Here is a 23,841-nt window from a genome sequence, read left to right as displayed (position 1 = left end):
CTCTCCCCTACCTGTCGAGGTGCGGGGCCACGTCCGTACCGAACGCCGCCATCTGGTCGGTCAGTTCGTCCACGCTCCGGCTCCGGAAGCGCACCTGGATCTGGTGCACGCCGATGGCCGCGTACTCCCGCAGCGACTCCGCGAGCGCTTCTGGCTTCCCGGCGAGCGTGCGCCGCCCCACGGACCACCCGGGCTCACCGACGTACAGCGGCTCGGTGATCGCACCGACGACGATCGGCGCCTCGACGCCCGCCTCCTCCCGCAGGGCGTGCAGCCGGGCGATCTGCGCGGGCAGCCGGTCCCGGGGGTCGCCCTGCGGCAGCCACCCGTCGCCGCGTACGGCGGCCCGGCGCACGGCGGCGGGCGACGAGCCGCCCACCCAGACGGGCACCCGCTCCTGGGCGGGCCGGGGCAGCTGCCCGAGCCCGCCGAACGAGAACCGCTCCCCCGCGAACTCCGGATACTCCTCGGGCCCGAGCGCGGCCCGCAGCGCGTCGATGCTCTCGTCGAGGACACCGCCGCGCCCGTCGAAGTCGGCCCCGACCGCCTCGAACTCCTCCCGTACGTGCCCGGCCCCGACCCCGAGGATCAGCCGGCCGCCGCTGAGGTGGTCGAGGGTGGCGTACTGCTTGGCGGTGATCAGCGGATGCCGCAGCCCGACGACGGCGACATGGCTCATAAGCAGCACGCGCTCGGTGACCCCGGCGAGAAAGGAGAGCGTGGCGACGGGGTCGTACCAGACGGTGCTCATGCCCTCCGCGAGCCGCCGCGGAATGGCGACATGGTCGCAGCCGGCGATGTAGGCGAAGCCCGCGCGATCGGCGGCGCGGGCGACGCGGACGAGATCGGCGGGGGTCGCCGCCGCCTCCCAGGGTTCCGCGTAGATGACGCTCTGTGACTGGACCGGCAGCTGCATCCCGTACGAGAGCGGCCCGTTGGGCTGTATCGGCAGACCGGGCGATACCGGCACGGCGGCCTCCTTCCCCTCCGCCCCGGGGCGCTCCCGCCCCGGGTGACGGCCGCCATCGTCATACCTGACGGACCATCAGACAAGGGGTACGGCCCATCGGGCGCATCCGGCGGCGGACACCGATGAGTTTCACGTCCGGGGACGGTCATGACTGGTACGCAGGACAGAACGAGCGCCCGGGGCGCCCCCGGCGCACACCGCACAGCGACCGGGGCGACCCGGCACACACGGCACACAGAGCGAGGGATCAGCCATGACAGCACCCACCGACGGCAGCGACACCACGGGCGTCACCGGCCTCGGGGTCATCCTCGGCAGCACGGACAGCGAAGCCCTGATCTCCTGGTACCGCGCCGCACTGGAGCCGCTCGGCGCCCGCTGGGCGGAGCACCTTCTGATCGTCGGCCCCGGGGCGATCATCGGCTTCGACGAGCGGGACGACGTCGCGGACAAGGCGGTCGAGCCGGGCCGGCAGATGATCAACATCACCGTGCGCGACGTCCGGGCCGCCGAGAGGCACCTCAACACCCTCGGGGTCACGTGGGTGCGCCCGGTCGAGGAGGTCGGGGGCGGCTGGTTCTTCTCCACGATCGTGGACCCGGTGGGCAACTACCTCCAGATCCTCCAGGGCCCTGAATCGCCCTGACGCCCCCTGGATTCCCCCTAGATTGTCAAGCACATCCGAACGAGGGGGAGTTCAGGAACCATGCCATCGACGACGTTCCGTATCGGCGGGGACCTGCCCGTGGGCCGGCTGGGCTTCGGTGCGATGCACCTGCCCACCGAGAAGCCCGAGGACCGGCCGTCGGCCATCGCGGTGGCCCGCCGGGCGGTCGAGCTGGGCATCACGCTGATCGACACGGCCCACATGTACGGGAACGGGGCCAACGAGGAGGTCCTGGCCGAGGCGCTCCACCCGTACCCGAAGGATCTCCTGATCACGACGAAGGTCGGGGTGATCCGCTCCGCCGAGACGGGCGAGTGGGCCCTGAACGGCCGCCCGGAGTCCCTGCGCGCGGAGGTGGACCAGGCCCTGCGCCGCCTCCGCGTCGACCGCCTGGAGCTGCTCCAGCTCCACCGCATCGACCCGGAGACCCCGCTCGCCGACCAGCTCGGCACCCTGCGGGACCTGCGCGAGGAGGGCAAGGTGGGCCGGATCGGCCTGTCCGAGGTGACAGCGGCCGAGCTGGCCGAGGCCCGGAAGACCGTCGACATCGCGAGCGTCCAGAACCGCTACAACCTCACCGACCGCGAACACGAGCCGGTCCTCGCGGCGTGCGAGGCGGCGGACATCGCGTTCCTGCCCTGGCGCACGGTGGCCTGGGGCAAGGCGGGCGACCGTACGGAGGTGGCAGCGGTGGCCGCCGAGCTGAACGCCACCCCCACCCAGGTCTGCCTGGCCTGGCTGCTGGACCACTCCCCGGTGATGCTCCCGATCCCGGGCACGTCGAGCATCGCCCACCTGGAGGAGAACACGGCGGCGGCGGACCTGGTCCTCACGCCGGAGCTGCGGGCGCGGCTGGACGGGATCGCGGGGGCGGCATGACCTCGTCGGCCGACCGGCGTTCCGCGACGCAGGCGGATGCGTGATACGCACCAGAGCCCGGCACCGTACTCAGATCCTGGGCCCCACGCACGCGATGGGGTACCTCCAGGCCGCCTGCTCGTTAGGAGACCACGAACACTTCAACTCGTAGACAGGGAACCCATGGGCAGGAAGAAGCCTGGCAAGCCGCGGCGCCCCAGGAGCAGCATCCCCCGCCAGTACACCCTCCAGGAGCTCCAGCCGCCCGGAGTCGCCTACGACGAGTGGTACCAGGTCGAGCGCGGCATGGACGCCTCGAAGGTGGACGATCCGCGGCTGGGTCCGGAGGCCATCGACCTGATGCGCCGCCTGGCTCTTCTCGCCCCCTCGTACGACCACGTCGTGCCCAGGGCCGCCTTGCTGCTGGACACGATCATCGACACCGGTCAGCTCCCGGTGATCTCACAGGACGGCGCCACCGAGGCGACGCTCGTGCCGATCGGCAAAGTGGCCTCCGAGCGGCCGGGAATGAGCGCAGCGGACGTACGGGAGTCGCTGCACACCCTCCACGCCCATGGCGCCTTCCTCGTCATCCCCGACGAGGAACACGGTGTGCCTCTCATCCGCTTCGTCGCGAAGAAGCCCACCGAGCCCGGCGGAACCTGGCACTTCCAGGGCGAACCGGGTCTGTCCACCCGCCAGGTCTGCATGCCCACCGAGATGTGGGACGAACTGCCCACCGATGTGGCGGCGGCCGTGGGCTTCATCCGCGCCCACAAGGCCCAGCTCAGCGAGCCTGACCCGGAGGTCTACGGAACCCACGCCGGCGTCAACGGCACCCGGCACGCCCGCAAGCTGTTCGCGGCCGCACGGGCTTCCGGGTATGTCGAGTACGCGGGCTGCGACGCCTGCCCCGCCGGCCACCTGTGCACACGAACCGCCGAGGACGACGCCTAGGCCCTGTCCGGGCGATCATGGTCGCTCCCCTGCGGGTTCAGGCGGTGGCGAGGCGGGCGAGGGTGTCCTGGAGCCGAAGGTGTGACTGTGCCGGGCGGGCACGGCACGCCAGTGCAGGATCGGCGTGAGGGCGGTGGTAGCCGCACCGAGGAACCAGGCCATGGGTCCGTGTACGTGACGCACCTTCGTGCGAGCCGGCCCCGCGCAGCCTCACATCCTGGACCTCAGTACGTCGACCTCGCAGCCCGGCGCGAACGGATCGAAGCCGTGCTCGATCAGCCAGCGAACGGCCAGCAGGCTGCGCAACGCCCACCACGCGCCGATCACTTCGAGGTCGACGTCACCGCCGTAGCCGGCGAGGACGTCGTCGAGGTGTTCCTCGTGTCCGAGCGTGAAGGTGGCGAGGTCGTACAGGGCATCGCCCCGGCCCGCCTCGGACCAGTCGATGATGCCGGTGACCTGGTCGCCTTCGAGGAAGATGTGCGCGATCTGAAGGTCGCCATGCGTGAACGCCGGAGTCCACGGCCGGAGCGCGCCCTCGGCGACCTGGCGATTGCGGGTCACCAGCTCGGCGGGCAGAAGACCGTTCCCCACGAGCAGCCCGCACTCGGCGTCGAGCTCCGCAGCCAGCTCGCCGATGTCTCGGCCTGCCCGGCCGGACCTGGGCGGCAGCGGCGCGTCGTGGAGCTTCCGGATGACGGCACCCGCCGCGGCCCACGCCGCCGGTGACCCGGTCGACGGTCCGCCGAGGCGGCCGAGGGTCGTCCCCGGGACCGCGGCGATCGCGAGCACGGGCGGCTTGCGCCACAGGACTTCCGGGGTCGGGACGGGCGCGAGCGACATCGCCCGGACCTCGGCGTCGATACGCGCCTGATCGGCGTCCACCTTCAGGAACACGTCACCGACGCGCAGAGTCACCCGCTCGGAGTGGGCGACGACGACGTGGACCTCATCCATGGGGACCGCCACCTCGGCAGGACCCCTAGAGGGAGCCGTCCTGAACGGCGGCGACGAAGGCCTGCCACTGCTCGGGACCGAAGGTGTGCGCGCCGAGGGTGCGGTCCTTGCTGTCGCGGACCGCGTGGCGGCCGGAGGCCAGGAAGGCATGCTCGACGCAGTTGTTGTTCGACCCGCTGTACGTGCTCTTGTGCCAGCGCGCGCACTCAAGCTCGGTCTTCGGAACGCGAGCCGATCCCTCGATCATGATCTGCTTTCCTCGATAAGGTCGCGAATGTACTGCCGGGATGCGGTGGGCGACAGCGCTGCGGCAGTCAGTTCGTCCCATGCCTTGCCGTACGCCTGCACATCGGGGTTCCGCTCCAGCAACGTACCACCGGTGATGTGCTCCAACCACACCACTTCCACCGGCGGATCGGCTTGCAGCCCGAGGATGGAGAACGACACGTACTGCTCGATCGGCAGGGCAGAGTTCAGCGGCAGCACCTGAATGGTGACGTTCGGCGACGAGCCCGCTTCCAGCAGATGAGCCAACTGCCCCGCAACGAGGTCCGGTCCACCGCCGATGCGGTGCAGGGCAGGGGCGTCGATCACGGCTCGGAGCCGGAAGCCGAGCTTGTTGTCGAGCAACACCTTGCGCTTCATGCGGGTATCGACAAGCGCCTCCACTTGGTCGGCCGGTACCGCCTCCTCGTACAAACGGCGCATGTACGCCTCGGTTTGGAGCAGCCCCGGAATGACCATCGGCTCGAACGCGCGGACCGCCTGGGAGTCCGCCTCCAGCATCAGGTAGTCCTTCAGGGCGTCATGGAGAAACGGCCCCTGCCCGGTCCACCAGTCGACCTTGTGGATCTCCTTCGCCAGCCGCTTGAGACTGGCCCGCTGGCGCTCGTCCTCCAACCCGTACAGGTTGAGCAACGTCGTCAGGTCCAGCGGCCGGATCCCCCGCTTGCCGTTCTCGATCTGGCTGATCTTCGGCTGCCCGCACTCCAGAGCCTCCGCCGCGTCCTGCACCTTGAGGCCGGCGTTCAGTCGGAGCTGTCGCAGTTCGCCGCCGAGTCGGCGGCTCCGCATCGTGGGCATGTCGCTCTGAGCCATGCCGTCATCCTGGCGGCCAAGTTCACCCAGGCACAACACACTTCAGGAACTTGCACCCGCTCGGATGACATCACGTAGGAATATTTGCCTAAGCGATGCTTCACGCTGCACCATCCTCCTCGTGACCGAAAGCACCTGCCCGATCACGGAATGCGAAGCAGCAGGTGCACCACGCACGTCGTTCTGGAGGAACCCATGGCCCCCACCACCGAGCCCGACCCGCCCGACTACCGCCAGGAACTCGTCGCCCGCCCCGAGACGCTCGCGATCATGCGGCGCATCGTCAGCGCCCACCTCGACCTCTGGGACCTGGGCGAACTGAGCGACGCCGCCACGCTCTGCGCCCACGAGTTACTCACCAACGTCATGCGGCACACCGGCTCACCGCTCTGCACCATCACCCTGCGCCGCAGGCCCGACGGCGTACGCGTCACGGTCAGCGACTCCGACACCGCACCGCCCGAGCGGCGCGATCCCGAGTGGAGCGAGGAGAGCGGGCGCGGGGTCCTCCTGATCGCCGCGCTCGCGGCGCAGTGCGGCACAGTGATGCGCCGGGACGGCAAGGACGTCTGGGCCGACATCCGCACCACGACACCGGCGTACGCCACGTGAACGCGAACAGGCCCCTGCCCCGCACCTATTGGTGTCACGCGGACACCGACAGCGCGCCGACCGCGCCACCCCCGGACGACCTCCTCACCACCGCGCCCGGTCAGGCCCTGGCCTGGCTCCGCGCATCCGTGCGACGGCTGACACCGGGGCTCGACCGTGACGCCCGGCACCGGGCCAAGTCCTGGCTCGGCGATCGCCGCGTCGCCGAGGCCGCCATCCGCAGCCTGCGTCGCGGACAGGGTTACGCCTACGAGCTGCCCGCCGCCGACGGAACCTGGCGCTGGACGGCGTACCCGGTCTCCGCCCTCCCCCTGTTACCGAACGACCAGCCACCCAGGAGCCACGCATGACCGACACCGACACGCACACACGCCCGTCGGCCCCGCCGTCACCTTCCTCGGAGCTGCGCGCCGCGCTCAGCGAAGCGGGGCTGCGTGCAGGGGTCGCCGACACCGAGGCGGGGAACCTCGTACGGATCACACCTCTCGACCCGGTCGACGCACAGCAGTTGGCCCGCCTCATCCGCACCGGAACCAAGCGCGCCCTCAAAGCCGCCCGCGCCCTGCGGGAGATCTGCGAGGGGTACCGGATCGACCTCCCCGGCCTCCGGGTCGAGCAAGGCCGCATCACCCTCGGCACCGTCCGGATCGACGACGCGGCACGGCTGGCCCGGCTGCTCGGCGCGGTGCCGCAGACCACCGAACAGCCGAGCACGGCCGCGAACGCCGCCACCGTCAGGACCATGCTCGACCAGGCCTTCCCGCAGGCCACCGGCGGGGCCCTCTCCGTATCCGTACGGGAGAACGCCCCCGACCTCCTGGACCTGGGCTCGATCGACGCCAGGACCGCGCGACGCCTGATCCGCGCCCTTCAGTTCTGAACAGCCGGGCTCAGGCATCACCCGACGGCGGCAACGACAAGGCGTTCAGGAAGACGGCTTATCGGTCGAGGAAGGTTCCTTGCCCCGACCATCAGGCTGGTTCGTGAAGACAACGAGATGCCAGGCCTTCTTCTCCCGTACGGCAGTGAAGGTTTCACGCAGCGGCTTTCCCGACTTGTCCTCGGCCGAGAGGCGGACCGAGGCGACATCCGGCCCCATGTCCTGCTGGGTCTGCACGTCCTTGACCGTGAAGCCGCGTCCACCTCGTTCGGAGAGGATCTGGCCGGCCTCCTGCCGGGACCACTCCTCGTCCTTCACACCTCCGACCGAGACCAGTCCGGAGACGCTACGGGAGTTGAGAGCCTGCACGTAGGCCTCAACTGCCCGGCGTACGCCGCCGGCGGAGCCCGACTCGGAGGGCGAGGCAGCCGAACCTCCGGACGGGCCGCCGTCGTTCTGCGGCGAGCAGGCGCACGCGACGACGAGCGCGGCCGCCACGGCAATGAGGCGTCGACGTTGCACGACACACTCCTGTTCTCTCATGAAGGACGGCGGCGGCAGGGCGCGTCCGGTCCCCCTCGTCGGCACACCCCGTCAGTGGCCTTTACGACGCTCCACGTCGAAGCGGTACAGCACCACTACCAGACGCCATACTCCGACCGCCGCTCCCACCAGGGCTCCCCCGATCAGTACACCTTTGGCCGCCGAACCGGACAGGTCAAAGGCGAGAGTGAGCGCCAGCGCGACGGCGAAGACCGTCGCGGCGAGGACCGCAGCAGTCACCAGGGCGAAGACGATCTCCACCGTCATCGCGTCCTTCTCCCACCGCGACTCGCGACCCATGTCCATGCCGGAAGTCTCGCAGCAAGTTCAGGACCCACCCCGGTCATTGACAGGTCTCGCCCCCGGCGGGATTCTGCGAGAGCGCTCTTCTATCGATGTAAATCGTCACCGCCGCCGCCGTCGCCGTCCGCCGTCCGCCGTCCGCCGTCATCGAATCCCCCCACCCCAGGAGCGAGCCTCATGAGCGACCCCACGCGCAAGCCCCTGCCCCAGTCCAAGAGACCCTTCCGCCGCTCGTCCGCCCTCGGCGCGCTCGCGCTGGTCGGTGCCCTCGCCGCGACGCTCTTCCTGTCACCGCCCGACACCGCCCAGGGCGCACCGCCTGCCCGCGAGGCGACTCCGCAGGGGCAGACCAGTCTGCGGGCGGCCGACCCCAGCGTGCTGCGGGTGGGCAGTACGTACGTCGGCGTCCAGTCGACCGGCGGCGGCATCGTCGTACGGCAGGCGTCGTCCACGGACGGGCTTGCCACCGCGCCCGCCCGGCAGGTCTGGGCCGACAGCCGGGGGCGCGGGGAGGTCTGGGCTCCGGAGATCGTGATGGACGGCGGGCGGTACTACATCTACTTCACGGCCGGTGTCGGGGCCGCCCACCGTATGTTCGTCATCAGCTCAGCCTCGCCGGACAGCGGGTACGGGGCCGAGACCCAACTCGCCCTCCCCGACGACAAATGGGCCATCGACGGCACCCTGTTCACCTTCGAGGGGCAGCGCTGGTTCGTCTGGTCCGGGTGGGCGGGCGACACCAACGTCGAGCAGAACCTCTACATCGCCCGGATGAGCAGCCCGACCCAGCCCACCGGCGCGCGGTACGTCATCTCGCAGCCGCGCGAGAGCTGGGAGCGGGTGGTCGGCAATCCGTTCATCAACGAGAGCCCCGAGGCGATCAAGGACCCGAACGGGCAGCTGCACATCGTGTACTCCGCCAACGGCAGTTGGAGCGAGCAGTACTGTCTGGCGGACCTGCGCCTCCGCAAGGGCGGTGATCCCACGTACGTATGGGACTGGTACAAGTCCAACGGCTGCCTGTTCGGCTCCAACCGGTCGACGATGATGGCGGGTTGGGACCCGACGCTGTACGTGAACGGGCCCGGGCACCACACCTTCGTCCTGCTGCACGGCGACATCGCCACCAGCCCGCCCGCCGGCCCGAAGTTCCCGTCGATGTACCACGCGGTGGCGAAGGGAACCCCGTACTCCTGGGCCAACCGCCATTGGTACACGGGCACGTTCGTCTGGTGGGGCGACACGACGTACTCGCGAGCCAATGTTCCGGGGCCCACGTCCGACAAGGGGTGGAGTCTGAAGTTCTTCGAGTGAGCCGTACGGTCGTCGACCTGGTCACGGTGATGGCGTCGCTGCGCGGCCTCCTGCCCGTCGGCGACACCGGGCGGCCCGGTCAGCCCCGCGTGTTCTCCCTGACCGCCCCGGCCGTCTCCGCTCCCACGGGACGGCGGACGGCAGGGTCCGGCTCATCGGACAAGCCCTAGCCGACGGTGAGGTGTCCGCTCGCCACCATGTCGCGGACGTACGCCGGCCAGTCCGCGTCCAGCTTGTGCTCGAATGCCTCGTGCACCGCTTGGCGTTCTTCGTCGGTCAGCACCTCGCTGCGCCCGTCGGTGTACGTCACCCGGAAGCGCTCGGCCGTATTGATCAGATGGTGGTACGCCCGGCGGCCGACCGTCATGTACAACCCGAGGAAGGGGGGACGCGTCAGTTGTGCGAGTGCGCGCTCCCAGTCCACTCCGAGCGCGCTCCAACTGCTGTCCTTCTCCCACTCCAGCCACCGCGTGACGTCGGTGAACCAGATCACGCGCTGGTCCGGATGCTCGCTCGCGTACACGCCGACGAACCCGAGGAGATCGGCCACATCCGGGGGCAGGCGATCCCGCTGTCCGACCGGGACGGTCGGGGGCGCGATCACGTGGGCCGCCTCCGCCATATCGGCATCCGGGTCCGTCTCCGGCCATGGCAGCGCGTACATCAACCAGTAGCGCGGGTGAGCCAAAAAGCGCTCTGTCTCCGTGTCCAACGACGCTTCCCCCCTTGGTGATTCGGCGACCCTACCCGATCGCCGGAAGGGGCGTCCGCCGATCCCGAACGCGATCGTCCCGGTGATCGGGGAGGGGCTCGCACTGCATACGCACATCGGCCCGCACGGAAGCGAGCAGAGGCGTCAGCGCTCGGCCTCGCCCCACTCCTCCACCGCCACCTCGTCGCCCACCGACAGCTTCCCCGGGCGGACCACGGCGAACTTCGCGCCGAACACCACCCCGCCCGCCGAGAAGCGCCGGTAGTCCGCGAGCGTCCGCAGTGGTTCCGGGCCGCCCCGGGCGCCCGCCTCCTGGTCGACCAGGGTGACCGCGCAGCGTACGGCGAGCTTGGTGTAGCCCAGTTCGGACGCGCCGATGGTCGCGCGGCGGATCCGGTCCTCGGCGTGGGGTTCGGCCGCCCAGTCCGCCGCCCTGTCCTCCCCCTGGCACCCCTCGGGGAGGCTGTCGATGACGATGTTCGGGCGGAAGCGGTCCATGGCCAGGGGCGGGGCGCCGCGCTCCGCCAGCCGCGTGTGCAGGTGGGTCAGGGAGGCGCGGGAGAGCAGGTGGACGGCGCTGCTGTCGGCGTAACCGGAGGTGCCGGGGGTCAGGCCGTCGGTCTTCCGGTCGTGCTCCGGCGGTACGCGGACCAGACGGCTCGGGGTGCCGAGGAAGTCCGTGAGCCAGGCGGCGGCCTCGTCGCCCTGGTCGATGCCCTGGTACGCCGTACCGAACAGGTCGACGTCGCGCCGGGGCGCGGAGGTGGTGACGTCGAGGTGCAGTGCCCCGTGCCCGCCCTCCGGCTCCGGCTCCGCCGAGGCGAGCGTGAGCCTGCTGCCGTCGGCGCTGACGGTGGGCCGGACGAGGGCGAGGCGGGGGTCGCGGCGCTGGGTGCGGTAGACCCCGTCGACGCTGACGACCATGAAACTGCGGTCATGGGCGAGCCCTGCCGGGGTGAGGTGCGTACTGTCCACGGACGTTCCCGCGCAGCCCTTGACGGGGTAGGTGATCAGTTCGACGACCGTGGCCATGCGGCCTCTCCTTCGCAGCGCCCTGCCCGCGGATCTGCTGCCGTCGGGCCCTTACGCCCAGGGTGCCAGGCCGCGCGGACGATGATCGACGGGTTTTGCGCCAGGCTGCGAGGAAGCCCCGGCACCGCGGTACCGGGGTGCCGGGGTGCCGGGGCCGGGGCCACGCGTCAGCAGTTCGGGATCACCGTCCCGTTGTTGTCGCGGGCCTCGTCGTTGCCCCAGCGGGAGAGGTAGTACGCGGAGACGTACGCGTTGCGGCCGTTCTTGCCCGCGTACACGACGTCGAGGTCGGTGCGCAGCCACCAGTGGTTGAACTGGCTCGCCGTGCCGACCCGCGCTCCCCACACCTTGCAGTAGACGTAGTTGGTACCGGCGTTCAGGACGCCCTGCGCGTCCGCCGTGTTGGCGGCGGCGTAGCCGATGGCGTTGGCGAAGGTGTCGACCCAGTACTTGCCGCCTCCGCCGCCACCGCAACCGTTGTCGCTGGTCAGGTACTTGCTGTAGTACGAGCCCGGATACGGCGCGAGAGACTGGCCGTTGATCACGATGGTCTGGCCGACGCCGTTGTAGAGCTGCTCGTAGTGGATGTGCGCGCCGGAGCTGTTGCCGGTGGAGCCGGTGGTGCCGATCTGCTGGCCCTGGGCGACCTGGGCCCCGTTGGCGACGGAGAACGCGGCGAGGTGGAAGTAGTACGTCTTCCAGCCGCCGCCGTGCTCGACGGCGATGTAGTTGCCCGCGCCGCTCGGCTGCGAGTAGCGGTACGCGGTCCCGGCGGCCGAGGCGAGAACCGGGGCGCCGGCCGTGCCCCCGCCGTCGGTGCGGACGAAGTCGAGAGCCTGTCTGACCTCGGCGGAGTGATGGCTGTAGGTCCACTGCTGGCCGCAGGCGTAGGGCGCCTTGAAGTTCGGGGCGGCCGCGGCGGGTGACGCGGTGGCGGTGACGGTGAGCAGGCCTCCGAGGAGCGCGAGCAGGGCCAGGAGGCAGGTGCGGGACGAGCGCATGGGGAATCCTTCGGGGTCGACGACCGAGCCGTGACGAGGGGCAGCTGGTGGCGAAGTGCCCATGGATCTACGCGGGTTGAACGGGATCAGGATGCCGCAACTTCGACGCGGGCGACAGACCGCCCGAGCGTTCGCCCCCGGTACGCCGTCCAGGTCGGGCTGTTCCTCCGCGACCGCGAACATCAGGGCGTGCGGCCCGCGGTCCGGCGGCCCGAACGGGGGGCGGTACGGGCGCCGATGCGGGAGGAGTCCTCGGCGGTCAGCGCATCCATGGCAAGCGCGGTGGGCGAAGGCGTGTCCTTTGCGGTCGCCCCTCGTTCGGATACGCGACCCCCGACGCAGACCGGATACGAGGATCTCCTTGCAGGCACAAGCGGTGTTGACAGGCGCCCGTAGGCCCTACGGCGGGACGACGGGGCGGGGCCGGCGGATGAACTCCGTGGACCGCGCGATCGCGCTCATCCCGAGCACCACGCGTCCGCCCTTGCTGGTGGGGCACGTTCTGGATTTCCCTGCCGGTTCGTTCACACTGGACGAGGTACGCGCCCGGGTGGCCGAGCGAGCGGCGCGTCTTGAAACCCTGCGCATCGCCGCGGTCCGGGGCGGGCGTTCGTGGGTGCTGACCGGTCCGCCCGAAGTCGGGCTGCATGTACGCGAGATGCGGGTGGACGGCCGACTCGGTGAGGAATTGGGTGAGAGAACGGACGCGGTTCTGCGCAGCCCCCTGCCCGGTGGTGCGGCGCCCGGCCGTGCGGCGCCCGGTGACCCGCTGTCCCGCGACCCGGCCCCGGGATGGGATCTGCACCTGCTGACGTGCCCCGCCGAAGGGGTGCAGCGCGTGTGTTTCCGTATCGACCACGCCCTCGCGGACGGCATCGGTACAGCTCATCTGGCGGCCGCTCTTCTGGCCGACGGGCCCGTGCGCGGGCCGCACGCCTACCGCCCTGTCCCGAGGGGCCGGACCTCATCGGCCTGGCTGCGCAACCTGCCGCTCAGGAGGCTCCCTCCGGAGGAGACGGTTCCGCAGGGGTTCGGCGCGGCTCCCGACGGGCTCGAGACCCTGGCGTACGCGGATGTCCCCGACTCCTCGCTGCGGACGCCGGCGTCGCGGCGGGGCGTGTCCGTCAACGACGTCTTCCTCACCGCCGTGACCGGCGCGCTCACGGCCTGGCAGCGTCAGCACGGGGACGGCGTGCGTGACCTCGCGGTGATGATGCCGATGTCGGTCCGCGAGAAGGGGGCGGAACTCGCTCCGGGGAACGCGTCGGTGTCGGTCGTCGTCCGGTTGCCGTGCACTCTCGCGACGCCCGACGACCAGCTGTGCTCCCTCATCGGCCAGAGCACGCTGCACAAGGAGTCCGGGATGCGCGACAGCGGCTGGAGAGCCCTCCTGAAAGCACCTCCCGGACTGCTGCTCCGGTCCGTGCTCCGCCCTGAACTCCGCCTTGCCACCAGCCACATCAACATCAACGACGCTTACAGCGTTCTCGGCGCCCCGCTGGTCGCAGCGAGCGTTCTGGCCCTGAACGGGCCCGGTCTGCTGGGCTACTTCTCCCTCACCCGGACGACGGAGACCGCCCGCATCGCCCTTCTCCACGACCGGGCCCATCCAGAGGCGGCCGAGTTGCCCGGCGCGTGCGTGCGAGCCGTCGAAGAGCTCGCGGAACTCACAGAGGGGCCGTAGGCCGCCCCCGTACCCCTGTACCCCCGTACGCCCATAGGTCAGTTGTACGCCCATAGGTCAGTTGAGCCCCAGGAGGCTGAAGAGCGTGTCCGATGAGGAAGGTTCCGGGAAGTGCCCGGGCGCGAATGGGGAGTCGCGGGTCACGTACTCCCGCGCTCTGCGTTTCTGGCTGGATCCGGCGAATCTCGCGGTGAAGCTCCGGCGGGCGGGTCCCGTCGTCCGCACGAAGAACGGTCCGGCGGTCGCGTTCCAGATGAACGACCCGTCGCTCATCCGGAAAGTCGGGTGCACGGAGGACACCTTCCAGTTCTGGGGCGCGGACCCGAGCCTCCGGGAGGTCGCCGGACGTGGTCTTCCCGGTTCCGAGGGCCAGGCCCACCGTGACCGGCGGGCGGTGATGAGGCCGGCGCTCTCGGCTCCCCACCTGACGGACCTGGGAACGTCCGTGTGGTCCCGGGCCCGGGGCCTGCTCGCCGAGATTCCTGCCGACCGCCCCGTCGACATGCGCTTCGAGATGGGGCGCCTCGTGTCCGGGCTCGTCGCGGAGTGCGTCCTGAACAGCGCGCTGTCCTCGGACACCCTCTCCGCGCTCTCGCGGGCGCGTTCCGCGCTGTCGGGCGGGATGATCTGGAAGTACGCGCTGGCACCGTGGCCATGGGTTCCCGTGCCACGGCAGCGCGCCTTCCGCCGCGCCGTCGCGACACTCCACGAGGCCGCCCGCGAGGTGTACGACCGTCATCAACCGTCCCCGGACGGCGGCGATGTCGTCTCTCTGCTCAAACGCGCCTCCGGTGACGATCAGGACGTGGTGCTGCACGATCTGCACGCGCTGCTGCTGGCGGGCATCGAGGCCACGACGGGGACACTCGCCTGGTCCTGCTACGAACTGGGCCGTCACCCGGAGCACCAGGAAGCCCTCCGGGCCGAGGCCGACGCCCTCCTCGGTCCGGAAGCCTCCGCCGATGCGGTCCGGACCGACCTGATGCCCCGCACGACCGGCTTCATCAGGGAGGTCACGCGTATGCACGGCATCCCGTTCCTGGTCCGCCGCACACGTCACGCCACCTGTCTGGGCGGTCAGACGGTGCCCGCCCGGGCCGTGGTGACCCTGCCGTTGGGGGCGCTGCGCCGCGATCCCGCCCGCTATGCGCGGCCGGACGATTTCGACCCCCTGCGCTGGTCGCCCGACGCCAGTCCGCCGCTCTCCCCCAACGCGCTGTTCGCCTACGGGCTGGGGCCGCGCTACTGCCCCGGCGCCGCGGTGGCCGACATCCTGGTGCCCGTCGCCCTGGCGAGTCTCGTCCACGCACGGACCCTCCGCATGGCACGGCCCGGCGGAACGGTCCGCGTCAGTCTGGAGCTCACCCCCACCCCCAGGGGCCTGTCCATGGTCGCCGCACCCCGCGAGCCGAGCCCCGTTCGTCCCCCGGGCCGTTCGGTCCCGGACCGGTCGGTCCCGGACCGGTCCCGACGGACGAACCACCCCCGCCCGACGCCCCTGAGCGAAAGCGATCCCCTATGACCGGCGCCCTCCTGACCGCGGGTGACGCCCTGCCCGCCCCGATGGCGGCACCCGACGTGCTCCAGCAGCGCATCGACCGGACGGTCCAGCGCCTCGACCACCACATCGACCGCCTCTGTCCCCGTGCACCGGCACAAGCCCGCGCCGCGTGGCTACCGCTCGGCCACCCGGTCGAGACCGAGCCGGCCGACGCGCCGAGCCTCGACGACCGGCTCCACCGCGCGCTGAGCGCACCCGTCCGCCACCTGACCGATGCGGCGGGCCGCCGGTGGAGACCCGCGATGATCTGGGAGACCGTCGGTCTGCTCGGTGGCGACAGCGAACACTGCGGGCCGCTGATCGCCGCGACGGAGCTGCTGCACACCGGGTCCCTCATGGTCGACGACGTCCAGGACGCCTCACCGCTGCGCCGCGGAAAGCCGGCCGCCCACACCGTCTTCGGCACGCCGACGGCCCTGAACGCCGGAACAGCCGCCTACTTCCTGTGGGACCGGGCGGTCGAACTCACCTACCCCGACGACGTACGGCGTGGTGGGGACCTGCGCGCACTGCTGCTCACGGCTCTGCGGGCCGGGCACGCCGGGCAGGCCCTGGATCTCCAGGGGCACCGTGAGGAGATGGACCGGGCGGTGGCCAGGGGTGACCGGGACGTGGTGCTGAACGTCGTCCGCCTGACCCACCGGCTGAAGTCCGGCGCCCCGGTCTCGGCGGGCATGGAGATGGCCGCCGTCGTCACCGGCGCCGCACCGGAGTTGCGTGCGGCGCTCGTGGCCTTCGGCTCGGCGGTCGGCACGGCCTACCAGATCGCCGATGACATCGCCGATCTCCGGGGTGTGACCCGCGCCGGGCAGCCGACCAAGCAGGCCGCCGAGGACCTGCGGAACGGCAAGGTGACCATGCCTCTCGCCCACGCCGTGGGCAGGCTTCCGCAGTCGTGCCTGGAGCGTCTCTGGCACCGGATCGGAGAAGGTTCGCTCGACGACGAGGAGGTGGGCCGGGCACGCGAGCAACTGGAGGACTGCGGAGCCGTCCGGGCCGGCCGCGAAGAAGCCGATCACATGGTCCGCGACGCGTGGGACCGGCTCGCCCCTCTGCTTCCTCGTCCGAACCGCCACCTGCTGCTCGACCTGGCCCTGCTGATCGTCCGGAGCAAGCAGGTCGCCTGAACGGGCGGGGCGGCCTCCCTTGAGGCGGCCTCCCTCGCGGCTGCCATCGAGAGGGGCCTCTGACGCCACCCCCGGCCGGTCTCCATGTAGTACCACGTACTACATGGAGACCACGGCCCGCGAATTCAACCAGCGATCCTCACAGATCCTCGCTGCGGCGGCACGCGGCGAGACCATCACCGTCACCAAGAACGGCACCGCGGTAGCGCGCGTCGTTCCCATCACCGACGACGACATCCCTCCCTACCCCACCGATCCGATGGGCGCCATGGACCTCCCTGACCTCGGCCTCCCCGACCTCACGGACGAGGACATCGAGGACGTGCTCAAGGGGATGGGGTCGTGAGCCTGATCGCCATTGCCGACGCCAACGCCCTCTACAGGCTCCTCGGACCGCCACTTCCGTAGGGTCCGGCCCCTGACCGGCCACAAGGCGTTCAGGTTGCTCCCCGACGACATGTGACAAGGGGCCCGGCCCCCGCCGAAGCCCTACCTCCGGTACAACCCCTCGATCTCCCCCGCGAAGTCCCGCGCGATCGCCTCCCGTTTCAGCTTCAGCGACGGCGTCAAGTGGCCGTTCTCCTCCGTGAAGTCCACCGGCAGGACCGTGAACTTGCGGATCGACTCGGCCCGCGAGACCAGGCGGTTCGCCTCGTCCACCGCCTTCTGCAAGGACGTGCGCAGGTCCTCGTCGTGGATCAGGTCGCGCATCGGGATGTCCTGCTTCTTGGTCATCTGGCGCCAGTGCCGGAGGCCGTCCGGCTCCAGGGTGATCAGGGCGGTGATGAACGAGCGGTTGTCGCCGACCACCATGCACTGGCTGACCAGGGGGTGGGCGCGCAGCCAGTCCTCCAGAGGGGCCGGGGTGACGTTCTTGCCGCCCGACGTGATGATGATGTCCTTCTTGCGGCCCGTGATCGTCAGGTAGCCGTCCTCGTCCAGCGCGCCCAGGTCGCCCGTCGGGAACCAGTCGTCCGCCAGCAGCGCCGGGGCCACCTCCGCCCGCTCCCCGTCCCAGTAGCCCTGGAATACCTGGCCACCCCTCAGCAGCACCTCGCCGTCCTCCGCGATGCGCACCGAGGTCCCGGGCAAGGGCCAACCCACCGTGCCCAGGCGGGGTTTGAGGGGCGGGGTCACCGTGTGGGCCGCCGTCGTCTCCGTCAGGCCGTAGCCCTCGAAGATGCCGATGCCCGCGCCCTCGTAGAACGCGGCGAGCCGGCGGCCCAGCGGGGAGCCGCCGCAGATCACGTACCGGACCTTGCCGCCCAGCGCCGCCCGGATACGGCGGTAGACCAGCGGGTCGTACAGGGCGCGGGCGGCGCGCAGGCCGAGGCCGGGGCCCGGGCCCGTACCGTGTTCGGCGGCCTCCACCGCCTTGCCGTAGCGCTGGGCGATCCGCGCCGCGCGGTCGAACGACGAGGCGCGGCCCATCTTCTCCGCCGTCGCCCGGCCCGTGTTGTAGACCTTCTCCAGGACGTACGGGATGGCCAGCAGGAACGTCGGGCGGAAGCCCGCCAGGTCGGCCAGCAGGTCTTCCGTCTGGATGGAGGGGGCGTGGCCCAGGCGGACTCTCGCCCGCATGCAGCCGATCGCCACCATCCGGCCGAAGACGTGCGAGAGGGGGAGGAAGAGAAGCGTCGAAGCCGGGTCCTTCGAGACCGACTTGAAGACCGGGTGGAGGAGTTCGATCGCGTTGTCGACCTCGGCGAAGAAGTTGCCGTGCGTCAGGACACAGCCCTTCGGGCGGCCCGTCGTGCCCGAGGTGTAGATGAGGGTCGCCGGGCTGTGCGGTTCCAGCGTGGCCCGGCGGGCCGCGACCGCCGCGTCCGGGATGTCCTTGCCGAGCGACTTGAGGTGGCCGATCGCGCCCGTGTCGAACTGCCACAGATGCGCCAGGTCGCCGAGCTGCTTGCGCTCCTGGCTGATCAGGCGGCCCTGCTCCTTCGTCTCCACCGCGCACGCCATCGCGCCCGAGTTCTGGAGGATCCAGCGGGCCTGGAACGCGGACGAGGTCGGGTAGATCGGGACCGTCACCAGGCCCGCCGCCCACGCCGCGAAGTCCAGCAGCGTCCACTCGTACGTCGTCCGGGCCATGATCGCGACCCGGTCCCCCGCCCGCAGCCCCTCCGCCATCAGGCCCTTCGCCACCGCCAGCACCTCGGCGGCGAACTCGGCGGCGCTCACGTCCTGCCACGCGCCCTCGGCGTCCTTGCGGCTGAGGACCAGGTCCCCCGGCGCCTCCCGGGCGTTGTCGAACGGGATCTCGGCCAGCGAGCCGCGCTGCACGGGCGGCGCGAACCTCGGTACGGAGACCTCCTGGACCCTGCCGTCCGGGCCGCGCTTCTTCGTCGGTTCGATCAGGACGGGCCCAGGAGGCGTGGTGGACGTGGGGGCGGAAGGTGGCGTTGACACGTGCGGCTCCTCGGTTCGGGGGTCGGGCGGGTCTCTTCGCCGGGTCGTCCGTCCGGCAAGGGGGCTGGTCCTTACGGGCGTTCCAGAATCGCCGTCACCCCCTGCCCGCCCGCCGCGCAGATCGAGATCAGGCCCCGGCCCGGGCCCTCCCGCTCCGCCAGCAGTTTCGCCAGCGTCGCCACGATCCGGGCGCCCGTCGCGGCGAACGGGTGGCCGGTCGCCAGGGAGGAGCCGGCCACGTTCAGGCGGGTGCGGTCCACCGGGGCGAGGCCCTGCTTCTCCCAGGCGGCGAGGGTCGCCAGCACCTGGGAGGCGAACGCCTCGTGGATCTCGTACAGGTCGAAGTCCTCGATGCCGAGGCCGGCCCGCTCCAGCAGGCGCGGCACCGCGTACGCCGGGGCCATGAGGAGGCCGTCGTCGCCGTCCACGTAGTCGACCGCGCCCGTCTCGTACAGGGAGAGGTACGCCAGCGGCTCCAGGTCGCGGGCCCGCGCCCACTCCTCGCTCGCCAGCAGGACCGTGGCCGCCCCGTCCGTCAGCGGCGTCGAATTGCCCGCTGTCATCGTCGGGTTGGGGTCGTCCGTGCCGAACACCGGCTTCAGGCGCGCCAGTTTCTCGGGCGTCGAGTCCAGGCGCAGGTTCTGGTCGCGGTCCAGGCCCCGGAACGGGACCACCAGATCGTCCAGGAAACCCCGTTCGTACGCGGCGGCCAGGCGCTGGTGGCTCGTGGCGGCCAGCTGGTCCTGGTCCTCGCGGGTGACCGCCCAGCGGCGGGCGGTGACGGCGGCGTGGTCGCCCATCGACAGGCCGGTGCGGGGTTCGGCGTTGCGCGGGATGTCCGGGACGAGGTGGCGGGGGCGTACGGCGGACAGGGCCGCGAGGCGGGCGCCCGTCGTCTTCGCGCGGCGGGCGGCGAGCAGGATGCGGCGCAGGTCGTCGTTGACGCCGAGCGGGGCGTCGCTGGTGGTGTCGGAGCCGCCCGCGATCGCCGAGTCGACGGACCCGAGCGCGATCTGGTTCGCGGCGGCGATGACCGCCTGGAGGCCGGTGCCGCAGGCCTGTTGGATGTCGTAGGCGGGTGTGCGCGAGTCGAGGGCGGAGCCGAGGACCGTCTCCCGCGCCAGGTTGAAGTCGCGGCTGTGCTTGAGGACCGCGCCCGCGACGAACGCGCCGACCCGGTCCCCGGCCAGTCCGTACCGCTCGACCAGGCCGTTCAGCGCGGCCGTCAGCAGGTCCTGGTTGGAGGCGGTCGCGTACGGGCCGTCGGAGCGGGCGAAGGGGGTGCGGCTGCCGCCGATGACCGCCACGCGGCGTGGCTGGGGCGGGGAGAGCGGCACGAACGGGTCCTGGCGCGTCATCGTGACCATCTCGTCTCGGTCGGTCCGGGATTGTTCATCTCGACCAGATCCTGACTCTTCAGTAACCTTACTCAGGAGTAAATCTACGACCGAGCAGGGAGTCAGGACAATGGCCGATCGCTATCTGCACCTCACCGGCACAGCCCCCGGCCGTTTCCTCACCCGCCGGCTCGGCCTGCCGCAGCCCGCCCCGCTGCGCCGCTGGAGCCTGGACACCCCGCGCCTGGACGGGCCGCTGCTGCATCTGACCGCCGGGGGCTCGGCGATCACGGACGAGCTGGCGAAGGTGCTCGCCGCGACCGGGCTGACGGTCGACGCCCAGGCCGCGCGGCCCGCCGGGATCGTGCTGGACGCCACGGGGGTCACCTCCGCGCGGGGTCTCGCCGAGGTGCACGCGGCCCTGCATCCTGTTGTACGGTCGCAGGCTCCCGGTGGCCGGATCGTCGTCATCGGCACGCCCCCGTCCTCCGAGGACCACCATCAGGCCGCTGCGCAGCAGGCGTTGGAGGGTTTCGTCCGGTCGCTGGGGAAGGAGATCGGGCGCGGCTCCACCGCGCAGCTCGTGCGGATTCCGACCGGGGCCGCGCCGGGGGCCGCCGAGTCCACCCTCCGCTTCCTGCTCTCCCCCCGGTCCGCCTACGTCAGCGGCCAGGTGATCGAGCTGACCACCGCCGCCCCGGATCCCGTGGCCGACGAGGACGCCCCGCTCACCGGCCGCACCGCCCTGGTCACCGGCGCGGCGCGGGGCATCGGCGCGTCCGTCGCCTCGGTGCTCGCCCGCGACGGGGCGCACGTCATCGTGCTGGACGTCCCGCAGGCCCAGGACGACCTGGTGCGCACCGCCGACCGGCTCGGGGCCACCGCGCTGCCGCTGGACATCACCGCACCCGACGCCGCCGCCCGGATCGCCGCCGCCGCACCGGACGGACTCGACGTCCTCGTCCACAACGCGGGCATCACCCGCGACCGCCGCCTCGCCAACATGCCGGCCGACCGCTGGGCCCAGGTCATCGACGTCAACCTCGACAGCGTGCTCCGCACCACCGACGAACTCCTCACCTCGGGCACCCTGAACCGGGGCGGCCGGGTCGTCGCCACCGCCTCCATCGCGGGCATCGCCGGCAACAACGGCCAGACCAACTACGCGGCCAGCAAGGCCGGCGTCATCGGCCTCGTCCGCTCGCTCGGCCCGCGCGCCGCCGCCGAACACGGCGTCACGGTCAACGCGGTGGCCCCCGGGTTCATCGAGACGAAGATGACCGCCGCCGTGCCGCTGTTCATCCGCGAGGCGGGCCGCCGCATGAACTCCCTTTCGCAGGGCGGGCTTCCGGTGGACGTCGCCGAGGCCGTCGCCTGGTTCGCGCAGCCCGGCTCCGCCGCCGTCAACGGCCAGGTGCTGCGCGTCTGCGGCCAGAGCCTGCTGGGGGCGTGAGAGCGATGACCTCACTCAGCGCCTCGCTCGTGCGCGGGGCCGTCACGTCACCGTTCAAGCGCGCCGGACGCCCGGACGCCACCCTGCCCCCGGGCCGCCTGACCCGCCCGGCCGCGCCCGTCGCCCCCGGGCCGCTCGCGGCGTACGCCCGGATCTGCGGGTTCGCGGAGTCGGGCCCGCTGCCGCTGACGTATCCGCATGTGCTGGCCTTTCCGCTCACCATGCGGCTGATGACCGGGCGCGCCTTCCCGCTGCCGGTCCTCGGGCTCGTCCACACCTGGATCGAGATCACCCCGGCCCGGGCCGTGCAGCCCACGGAACCGCTCGAACTGACGGTTTACGCCGATGGGTTGACGCCGCACCGGCGAGGGACCGAGGTCACGATGGTGACCGAGGCGCGGGTGGGCGAGGAGCTGGTGTGGGAGTCCCGCAGCGGCTACCTGTCCCGGCATGCGACGGCGAACGCGACCGCCTCGCACTCCGCCACGACGGACGCGGTTGCCTCGCCCCGCACGGCTTCGGCCCCGGACGTCCCCGACGATCTGCCCGCCGTCGCCGAGTGGCGGCTGCCCGGTGATCTCGGGCGGCGCTACGGGGCCGCCTCCGGGGACCGCAACCCGATCCACCTCCATCCGCTCACCGCCCGGCTGTTCGGCTTTCCCCGGGCCATCGCGCACGGCATGTGGACGGTCGCCCGCTGCCTCGCCGAGGTGGACGATCCCGCCGAACTCACTTCCGTACGGGCTGAGTTCAAGGCTCCCGTCCTGCTGCCCGCCACCGTGACGTACGCCGCCGATCCCGCCGGGAACGCCTTCGCGCTGCGCGGGGCGGAGGGGCGCACGCACCTGGTGGGGACGGTGACGCGGTAGGCCGGGGTTCAGCGGCGGGTGGACCGCTCCAGGCCGAGGCGGCCGAGGGCACGGTCGTGGACGCGGCTCAGGAGCAGCAGGGCGCAGGTGGCACCGATCAGGGCGCAGAACATGTCCCACTGGGTGTCCCACACGTCCCCCTGCGTTCCCAGGAACGCGTCCGCGGCCTCGCCTCCGGTGACGGCCGCCAGCCATTCCAGCATCTCGAAGACGGCGCTGAAGGCCAGGCAGGCGCAGACGGTGAGCACGGGGAGCCAGCGGCTGCCGCGCAACGGGGAGGTACGAACGAGCAGTTCGCGTACGAGGATCGCCGGGACGAAGCCCTGCACGAGGTGGCCGAAGCGGTCGTAGGGGTTGCGCTCCCAGCCGAGCCAGTCGCGCACCCAGTCTCCGGCCGGCACCTCCGCGTAGGTGTAGTGGCCGCCCACGATGAGCACCAGGGCATGTGCCGCCAGCAGCCCGCAGAGCAGGCCGCTCAGCGGGAAGCGGTTGCGGAGGAGGATGACCAGCGGCAGGCCCGCCATCACCCACACCGTCTCCAGCAGCCAGGTGGTCGGGTCGGCGGCGCCGAACCTCGACACGACGAGCGCCGCGGTCACCGCGACGGCCAGGGCGGCCGGGAGCCGGCGGCTCGGCGACAGCCTCATGTCCAGCGACGGGGCGGGGGTCGGGGTGGTGGCGGCCATCGCCTGCTCCTAGGAGGTCGGTTCGGGCCCCCAGTCTCAGCCGCACGGACAGGCGCCCTCCTGAGTACACCTACTCAATCGGCCGCTGATGAAGTTGAGTTGCCGCCCACCCTTGACGGGGTTGCCTGCTATGCCGCCGGGGGCGTCCACGGCCGGGCGTGCATCAGGTTCTCCAGGCCCGCCCAGGCGAAGTTCATCAGGGTCGCCGCGGCCTCCCGCGCCGAGACGTCCGGGGTGTCGTTGGCCCAGCCCGCCAGCGACTCCGCGGCCCCCACGAGGGCCTGGGCGAGGCCCGCCACGTCCCGGTCCGCGAGGGCGGGGTCGCTGTGGGCCTCGCGGGCGGCGGCTCCGATCAGGCCCGTCACGAACGCCACGATCTCGTCCCGCATGGAGCCGACCTCGCTGACGAACGGCTCCCCGTGCGAGCGGGCCTGACGGTGCAGGACCGACCAGGCGTCCGGGTTCTCGGCGGTGTGGACGAAGAACGCCCGCAGCCCCGCCCACAGTTGGGCGTCGGCGGGCAGCTCCGGGTCCACCCCGGCCCGTACCGCCTCCAGCAGGGCCTGCGCCTCACGGCGGATACAGGCGGAGAACAGGTCCTCCTTGGAATTCAGATACAGATAGACCAACGGCTTGGAGACGCCCGCCAGCTCCGCGATCTCGTCCATCGACGCGGCCCGGTAGCCGCGCTGCCCGAAGGTCCGCACGGCGGCGTCCATCATCTGCTGCTCGCGCACGGCGCGCGGCATCCGCTTGCTCTTCACAGCACCCACGTCCGGCTTCCTCCCCCGCCCCCACTGCCCTGCTC

At 71.5% G+C, this 23,841-nt stretch carries 27 protein-coding genes; 14 read left to right on the top strand and 13 right to left on the bottom strand.

Annotated elements, in window-relative coordinates:
- Window positions 1-7: 7 nt before the first annotated feature.
- Window positions 8-952 carry an LLM class F420-dependent oxidoreductase gene (locus tag A3Q37_RS21405; RefSeq protein ID WP_065487404.1) on the bottom strand — a complete coding sequence of 315 codons (945 nt, stop codon included), beginning with the start codon at window positions 950-952 and terminating at the stop codon, window positions 8-10.
- A gap of 271 nt (window positions 953-1,223) precedes the next feature.
- Here A3Q37_RS21405 and A3Q37_RS21400 point away from each other — a divergent pair, with 271 nt between their 5' ends.
- The 3 genes from A3Q37_RS21400 to A3Q37_RS21390 all read left to right on the top strand — a co-directional run bounded on the left by A3Q37_RS21400 (window position 1,224) and on the right by A3Q37_RS21390 (window position 3,452).
- Window positions 1,224-1,616 (top strand): VOC family protein, encoded by a 393-nt coding sequence (locus A3Q37_RS21400; RefSeq protein WP_065487096.1) that lies wholly within the window; start codon window positions 1,224-1,226, stop codon window positions 1,614-1,616.
- Window positions 1,617-1,676: 60 nt separating this feature from the next.
- The gene (locus A3Q37_RS21395) at window positions 1,677-2,516 is read left to right on the top strand and encodes an aldo/keto reductase (protein WP_065487094.1); all 840 of its coding nucleotides are present in this window, start codon (window positions 1,677-1,679) and stop codon (window positions 2,514-2,516) included.
- A gap of 162 nt (window positions 2,517-2,678) precedes the next feature.
- On the top strand, window positions 2,679-3,452 hold the full coding sequence (locus A3Q37_RS21390) for a hypothetical protein (RefSeq protein ID WP_255311889.1): 774 nt from the start codon (window positions 2,679-2,681) through the stop codon (window positions 3,450-3,452).
- A gap of 210 nt (window positions 3,453-3,662) precedes the next feature.
- Here the strand turns inward: A3Q37_RS21390 and A3Q37_RS21385 are convergent, their stop codons facing one another.
- Genes A3Q37_RS21385 through A3Q37_RS21375 form a run of 3 tightly spaced genes read right to left on the bottom strand, consistent with a single transcriptional unit; the run spans window position 3,663 to window position 5,507 of the window.
- Window positions 3,663-4,409, bottom strand: coding sequence for a phosphotransferase family protein (locus A3Q37_RS21385; protein WP_065487092.1), 747 nt, complete (start codon window positions 4,407-4,409; stop codon window positions 3,663-3,665).
- 25 nt (window positions 4,410-4,434) lie between these two features.
- Window positions 4,435-4,656, bottom strand: a complete 222-nt coding sequence (locus tag A3Q37_RS21380) for a DUF397 domain-containing protein (RefSeq protein ID WP_065487089.1) — start codon at window positions 4,654-4,656, stop codon at window positions 4,435-4,437.
- Window positions 4,653-5,507: a helix-turn-helix transcriptional regulator gene (locus tag A3Q37_RS21375; protein ID WP_065487087.1), complete on the bottom strand. Its 855-nt coding sequence runs from the start codon at window positions 5,505-5,507 to the stop codon at window positions 4,653-4,655. The genes A3Q37_RS21380 and A3Q37_RS21375 overlap by 4 nt, the downstream gene beginning before the upstream one ends.
- 195 nt (window positions 5,508-5,702) lie before the next feature.
- On the opposite strand from A3Q37_RS21375, the gene A3Q37_RS21370 reads away from it, so the two are divergent.
- The 3 genes from A3Q37_RS21370 to A3Q37_RS21360 are packed head-to-tail and all read left to right on the top strand — an operon-like array spanning window position 5,703 to window position 6,999.
- Window positions 5,703-6,119 (top strand): ATP-binding protein, encoded by a 417-nt coding sequence (locus A3Q37_RS21370; protein WP_065487085.1) that lies wholly within the window; start codon window positions 5,703-5,705, stop codon window positions 6,117-6,119.
- Window positions 6,116-6,469 carry a hypothetical protein gene (locus A3Q37_RS37920; RefSeq protein ID WP_255311888.1) on the top strand — a complete coding sequence of 118 codons (354 nt, stop codon included), beginning with the start codon at window positions 6,116-6,118 and terminating at the stop codon, window positions 6,467-6,469. Before A3Q37_RS21370 ends, A3Q37_RS37920 begins: the two co-directional genes overlap by 4 nt.
- Entirely contained in the window at window positions 6,466-6,999 is a 534-nt protein-coding gene (locus A3Q37_RS21360; RefSeq protein ID WP_065487083.1) for a hypothetical protein, read from the top strand. The genes A3Q37_RS37920 and A3Q37_RS21360 overlap by 4 nt, the downstream gene beginning before the upstream one ends.
- Before the next feature lie 45 nt (window positions 7,000-7,044).
- Here A3Q37_RS21360 and A3Q37_RS21355 read toward each other — a convergent pair whose 3' ends face one another.
- Window positions 7,045-7,497, bottom strand: a complete 453-nt coding sequence (locus A3Q37_RS21355; RefSeq protein WP_065487081.1) for a hypothetical protein — start codon at window positions 7,495-7,497, stop codon at window positions 7,045-7,047.
- Window positions 7,498-7,593: 96 nt separating this feature from the next.
- Complete coding sequence (locus A3Q37_RS21350) at window positions 7,594-7,848, bottom strand: DUF6332 family protein (protein WP_079137911.1); 255 nt, start codon at window positions 7,846-7,848, stop codon at window positions 7,594-7,596.
- 174 nt (window positions 7,849-8,022) lie between these two features.
- Between A3Q37_RS21350 and A3Q37_RS21345 the strand changes: the two genes are divergently transcribed.
- Both A3Q37_RS21345 and A3Q37_RS37915 read left to right on the top strand, forming a co-directional pair.
- Window positions 8,023-9,159, top strand: a complete 1,137-nt coding sequence (locus tag A3Q37_RS21345; RefSeq protein WP_065487079.1) for a glycoside hydrolase family 43 protein — start codon at window positions 8,023-8,025, stop codon at window positions 9,157-9,159.
- The gene (locus tag A3Q37_RS37915; protein WP_255311887.1) at window positions 9,156-9,329 is read left to right on the top strand and encodes a hypothetical protein; all 174 of its coding nucleotides are present in this window, start codon (window positions 9,156-9,158) and stop codon (window positions 9,327-9,329) included. Before A3Q37_RS21345 ends, A3Q37_RS37915 begins: the two co-directional genes overlap by 4 nt.
- On the opposite strand, the gene A3Q37_RS21340 is transcribed toward A3Q37_RS37915, so the two are convergent.
- From A3Q37_RS21340 to A3Q37_RS21330, 3 genes are all read right to left on the bottom strand, one after another.
- Window positions 9,326-9,871: a hypothetical protein gene (locus tag A3Q37_RS21340; RefSeq protein ID WP_141693586.1), complete on the bottom strand. Its 546-nt coding sequence runs from the start codon at window positions 9,869-9,871 to the stop codon at window positions 9,326-9,328. The genes A3Q37_RS37915 and A3Q37_RS21340 overlap by 4 nt on opposite strands.
- 144 nt (window positions 9,872-10,015) lie before the next feature.
- A complete protein-coding gene (locus A3Q37_RS21335) occupies window positions 10,016-10,903 on the bottom strand; it encodes an MOSC domain-containing protein (protein WP_065487075.1) in 888 nt (295 codons plus the stop codon).
- Window positions 10,904-11,070: 167 nt separating this feature from the next.
- Window positions 11,071-11,904 carry a M23 family metallopeptidase gene (locus A3Q37_RS21330; RefSeq protein ID WP_065487074.1) on the bottom strand — a complete coding sequence of 278 codons (834 nt, stop codon included), beginning with the start codon at window positions 11,902-11,904 and terminating at the stop codon, window positions 11,071-11,073.
- Between the two features lie 430 nt (window positions 11,905-12,334).
- On the opposite strand from A3Q37_RS21330, the gene A3Q37_RS37910 reads away from it, so the two are divergent.
- From A3Q37_RS37910 to A3Q37_RS21310, 4 genes are all read left to right on the top strand, one after another.
- Window positions 12,335-13,588 carry a hypothetical protein gene (locus A3Q37_RS37910; RefSeq protein ID WP_079137910.1) on the top strand — a complete coding sequence of 418 codons (1,254 nt, stop codon included), beginning with the start codon at window positions 12,335-12,337 and terminating at the stop codon, window positions 13,586-13,588.
- Between the two features lie 85 nt (window positions 13,589-13,673).
- A complete protein-coding gene (locus tag A3Q37_RS21320) occupies window positions 13,674-15,110 on the top strand; it encodes a cytochrome P450 (protein ID WP_065487072.1) in 1,437 nt (478 codons plus the stop codon).
- Complete coding sequence (locus A3Q37_RS21315; RefSeq protein WP_065487070.1) at window positions 15,107-16,276, top strand: polyprenyl synthetase family protein; 1,170 nt, start codon at window positions 15,107-15,109, stop codon at window positions 16,274-16,276. Before A3Q37_RS21320 ends, A3Q37_RS21315 begins: the two co-directional genes overlap by 4 nt.
- Before the next feature lie 103 nt (window positions 16,277-16,379).
- Window positions 16,380-16,622, top strand: coding sequence for a type II toxin-antitoxin system Phd/YefM family antitoxin (locus A3Q37_RS21310; RefSeq protein ID WP_065487067.1), 243 nt, complete (start codon window positions 16,380-16,382; stop codon window positions 16,620-16,622).
- A gap of 143 nt (window positions 16,623-16,765) precedes the next feature.
- Here the strand turns inward: A3Q37_RS21310 and A3Q37_RS21305 are convergent, their stop codons facing one another.
- Window positions 16,766-18,688 carry a long-chain fatty acid--CoA ligase gene (locus tag A3Q37_RS21305; protein WP_065487065.1) on the bottom strand — a complete coding sequence of 641 codons (1,923 nt, stop codon included), beginning with the start codon at window positions 18,686-18,688 and terminating at the stop codon, window positions 16,766-16,768.
- Window positions 18,689-18,759: 71 nt separating this feature from the next.
- Window positions 18,760-20,055, bottom strand: coding sequence for an acetyl-CoA C-acetyltransferase (locus tag A3Q37_RS21300; protein WP_176711475.1), 1,296 nt, complete (start codon window positions 20,053-20,055; stop codon window positions 18,760-18,762).
- Between the two features lie 100 nt (window positions 20,056-20,155).
- On the opposite strand from A3Q37_RS21300, the gene A3Q37_RS21295 reads away from it, so the two are divergent.
- Both A3Q37_RS21295 and A3Q37_RS21290 read left to right on the top strand, forming a co-directional pair.
- The gene (locus tag A3Q37_RS21295; RefSeq protein WP_065487063.1) at window positions 20,156-21,478 is read left to right on the top strand and encodes a 3-oxoacyl-ACP reductase; all 1,323 of its coding nucleotides are present in this window, start codon (window positions 20,156-20,158) and stop codon (window positions 21,476-21,478) included.
- A gap of 5 nt (window positions 21,479-21,483) precedes the next feature.
- Window positions 21,484-22,347, top strand: a complete 864-nt coding sequence (locus A3Q37_RS21290) for a MaoC/PaaZ C-terminal domain-containing protein (RefSeq protein ID WP_065487061.1) — start codon at window positions 21,484-21,486, stop codon at window positions 22,345-22,347.
- Between the two features lie 8 nt (window positions 22,348-22,355).
- Here the strand turns inward: A3Q37_RS21290 and A3Q37_RS21285 are convergent, their stop codons facing one another.
- Together A3Q37_RS21285 and A3Q37_RS21280 are read right to left on the bottom strand one after the other, a co-directional pair.
- Complete coding sequence (locus A3Q37_RS21285; RefSeq protein ID WP_065487059.1) at window positions 22,356-23,033, bottom strand: DUF2238 domain-containing protein; 678 nt, start codon at window positions 23,031-23,033, stop codon at window positions 22,356-22,358.
- Between the two features lie 128 nt (window positions 23,034-23,161).
- On the bottom strand, window positions 23,162-23,806 hold the full coding sequence (locus A3Q37_RS21280; RefSeq protein ID WP_065487057.1) for a TetR/AcrR family transcriptional regulator: 645 nt from the start codon (window positions 23,804-23,806) through the stop codon (window positions 23,162-23,164).
- Window positions 23,807-23,841 lie beyond the last annotated feature (35 nt).

It is taken from the genome of Streptomyces sp. PTY087I2 (assembly GCF_001687325.1).
GTDB lineage: Bacteria > Actinomycetota > Actinomycetes > Streptomycetales > Streptomycetaceae > Streptomyces.
The sequence above is the reverse complement of the archived record's forward strand: the minus strand, read 5'-3'. Positions and strand labels throughout refer to the sequence as shown.

Excerpts from the sequence above, each read along its gene's own strand:
- A3Q37_RS21400 (WP_065487096.1), top strand. The coding sequence starts at position 1,224 with ATGACAGCACCCACCGACGGCAGCGACACCACGGGCGTCACCGGCCTC.
- A3Q37_RS21395 (WP_065487094.1), top strand. The coding sequence starts at position 1,677 with ATGCCATCGACGACGTTCCGTATCGGCGGGGACCTGCCCGTGGGCCGG.
- A3Q37_RS21390 (WP_255311889.1), top strand. The coding sequence starts at position 2,679 with ATGGGCAGGAAGAAGCCTGGCAAGCCGCGGCGCCCCAGGAGCAGCATC.
- A3Q37_RS21385 (WP_065487092.1), bottom strand. The coding sequence starts at position 4,409 with ATGGATGAGGTCCACGTCGTCGTCGCCCACTCCGAGCGGGTGACTCTG.
- A3Q37_RS21380 (WP_065487089.1), bottom strand. The coding sequence starts at position 4,656 with ATGATCGAGGGATCGGCTCGCGTTCCGAAGACCGAGCTTGAGTGCGCG.
- A3Q37_RS21375 (WP_065487087.1), bottom strand. The coding sequence starts at position 5,507 with ATGGCTCAGAGCGACATGCCCACGATGCGGAGCCGCCGACTCGGCGGC.
- A3Q37_RS21370 (WP_065487085.1), top strand. The coding sequence starts at position 5,703 with ATGGCCCCCACCACCGAGCCCGACCCGCCCGACTACCGCCAGGAACTC.
- A3Q37_RS21360 (WP_065487083.1), top strand. The coding sequence starts at position 6,466 with ATGACCGACACCGACACGCACACACGCCCGTCGGCCCCGCCGTCACCT.
- A3Q37_RS21350 (WP_079137911.1), bottom strand. The coding sequence starts at position 7,848 with ATGGACATGGGTCGCGAGTCGCGGTGGGAGAAGGACGCGATGACGGTG.
- A3Q37_RS21345 (WP_065487079.1), top strand. The coding sequence starts at position 8,023 with ATGAGCGACCCCACGCGCAAGCCCCTGCCCCAGTCCAAGAGACCCTTC.
- A3Q37_RS21335 (WP_065487075.1), bottom strand. The coding sequence starts at position 10,903 with ATGGCCACGGTCGTCGAACTGATCACCTACCCCGTCAAGGGCTGCGCG.
- A3Q37_RS21330 (WP_065487074.1), bottom strand. The coding sequence starts at position 11,904 with ATGCGCTCGTCCCGCACCTGCCTCCTGGCCCTGCTCGCGCTCCTCGGA.
- A3Q37_RS37910 (WP_079137910.1), top strand. The coding sequence starts at position 12,335 with ATGAACTCCGTGGACCGCGCGATCGCGCTCATCCCGAGCACCACGCGT.
- A3Q37_RS21315 (WP_065487070.1), top strand. The coding sequence starts at position 15,107 with ATGACCGGCGCCCTCCTGACCGCGGGTGACGCCCTGCCCGCCCCGATG.
- A3Q37_RS21310 (WP_065487067.1), top strand. The coding sequence starts at position 16,380 with ATGGAGACCACGGCCCGCGAATTCAACCAGCGATCCTCACAGATCCTC.
- A3Q37_RS21300 (WP_176711475.1), bottom strand. The coding sequence starts at position 20,055 with ATGGTCACGATGACGCGCCAGGACCCGTTCGTGCCGCTCTCCCCGCCC.
- A3Q37_RS21295 (WP_065487063.1), top strand. The coding sequence starts at position 20,156 with ATGGCCGATCGCTATCTGCACCTCACCGGCACAGCCCCCGGCCGTTTC.
- A3Q37_RS21290 (WP_065487061.1), top strand. The coding sequence starts at position 21,484 with ATGACCTCACTCAGCGCCTCGCTCGTGCGCGGGGCCGTCACGTCACCG.
- A3Q37_RS21285 (WP_065487059.1), bottom strand. The coding sequence starts at position 23,033 with ATGGCCGCCACCACCCCGACCCCCGCCCCGTCGCTGGACATGAGGCTG.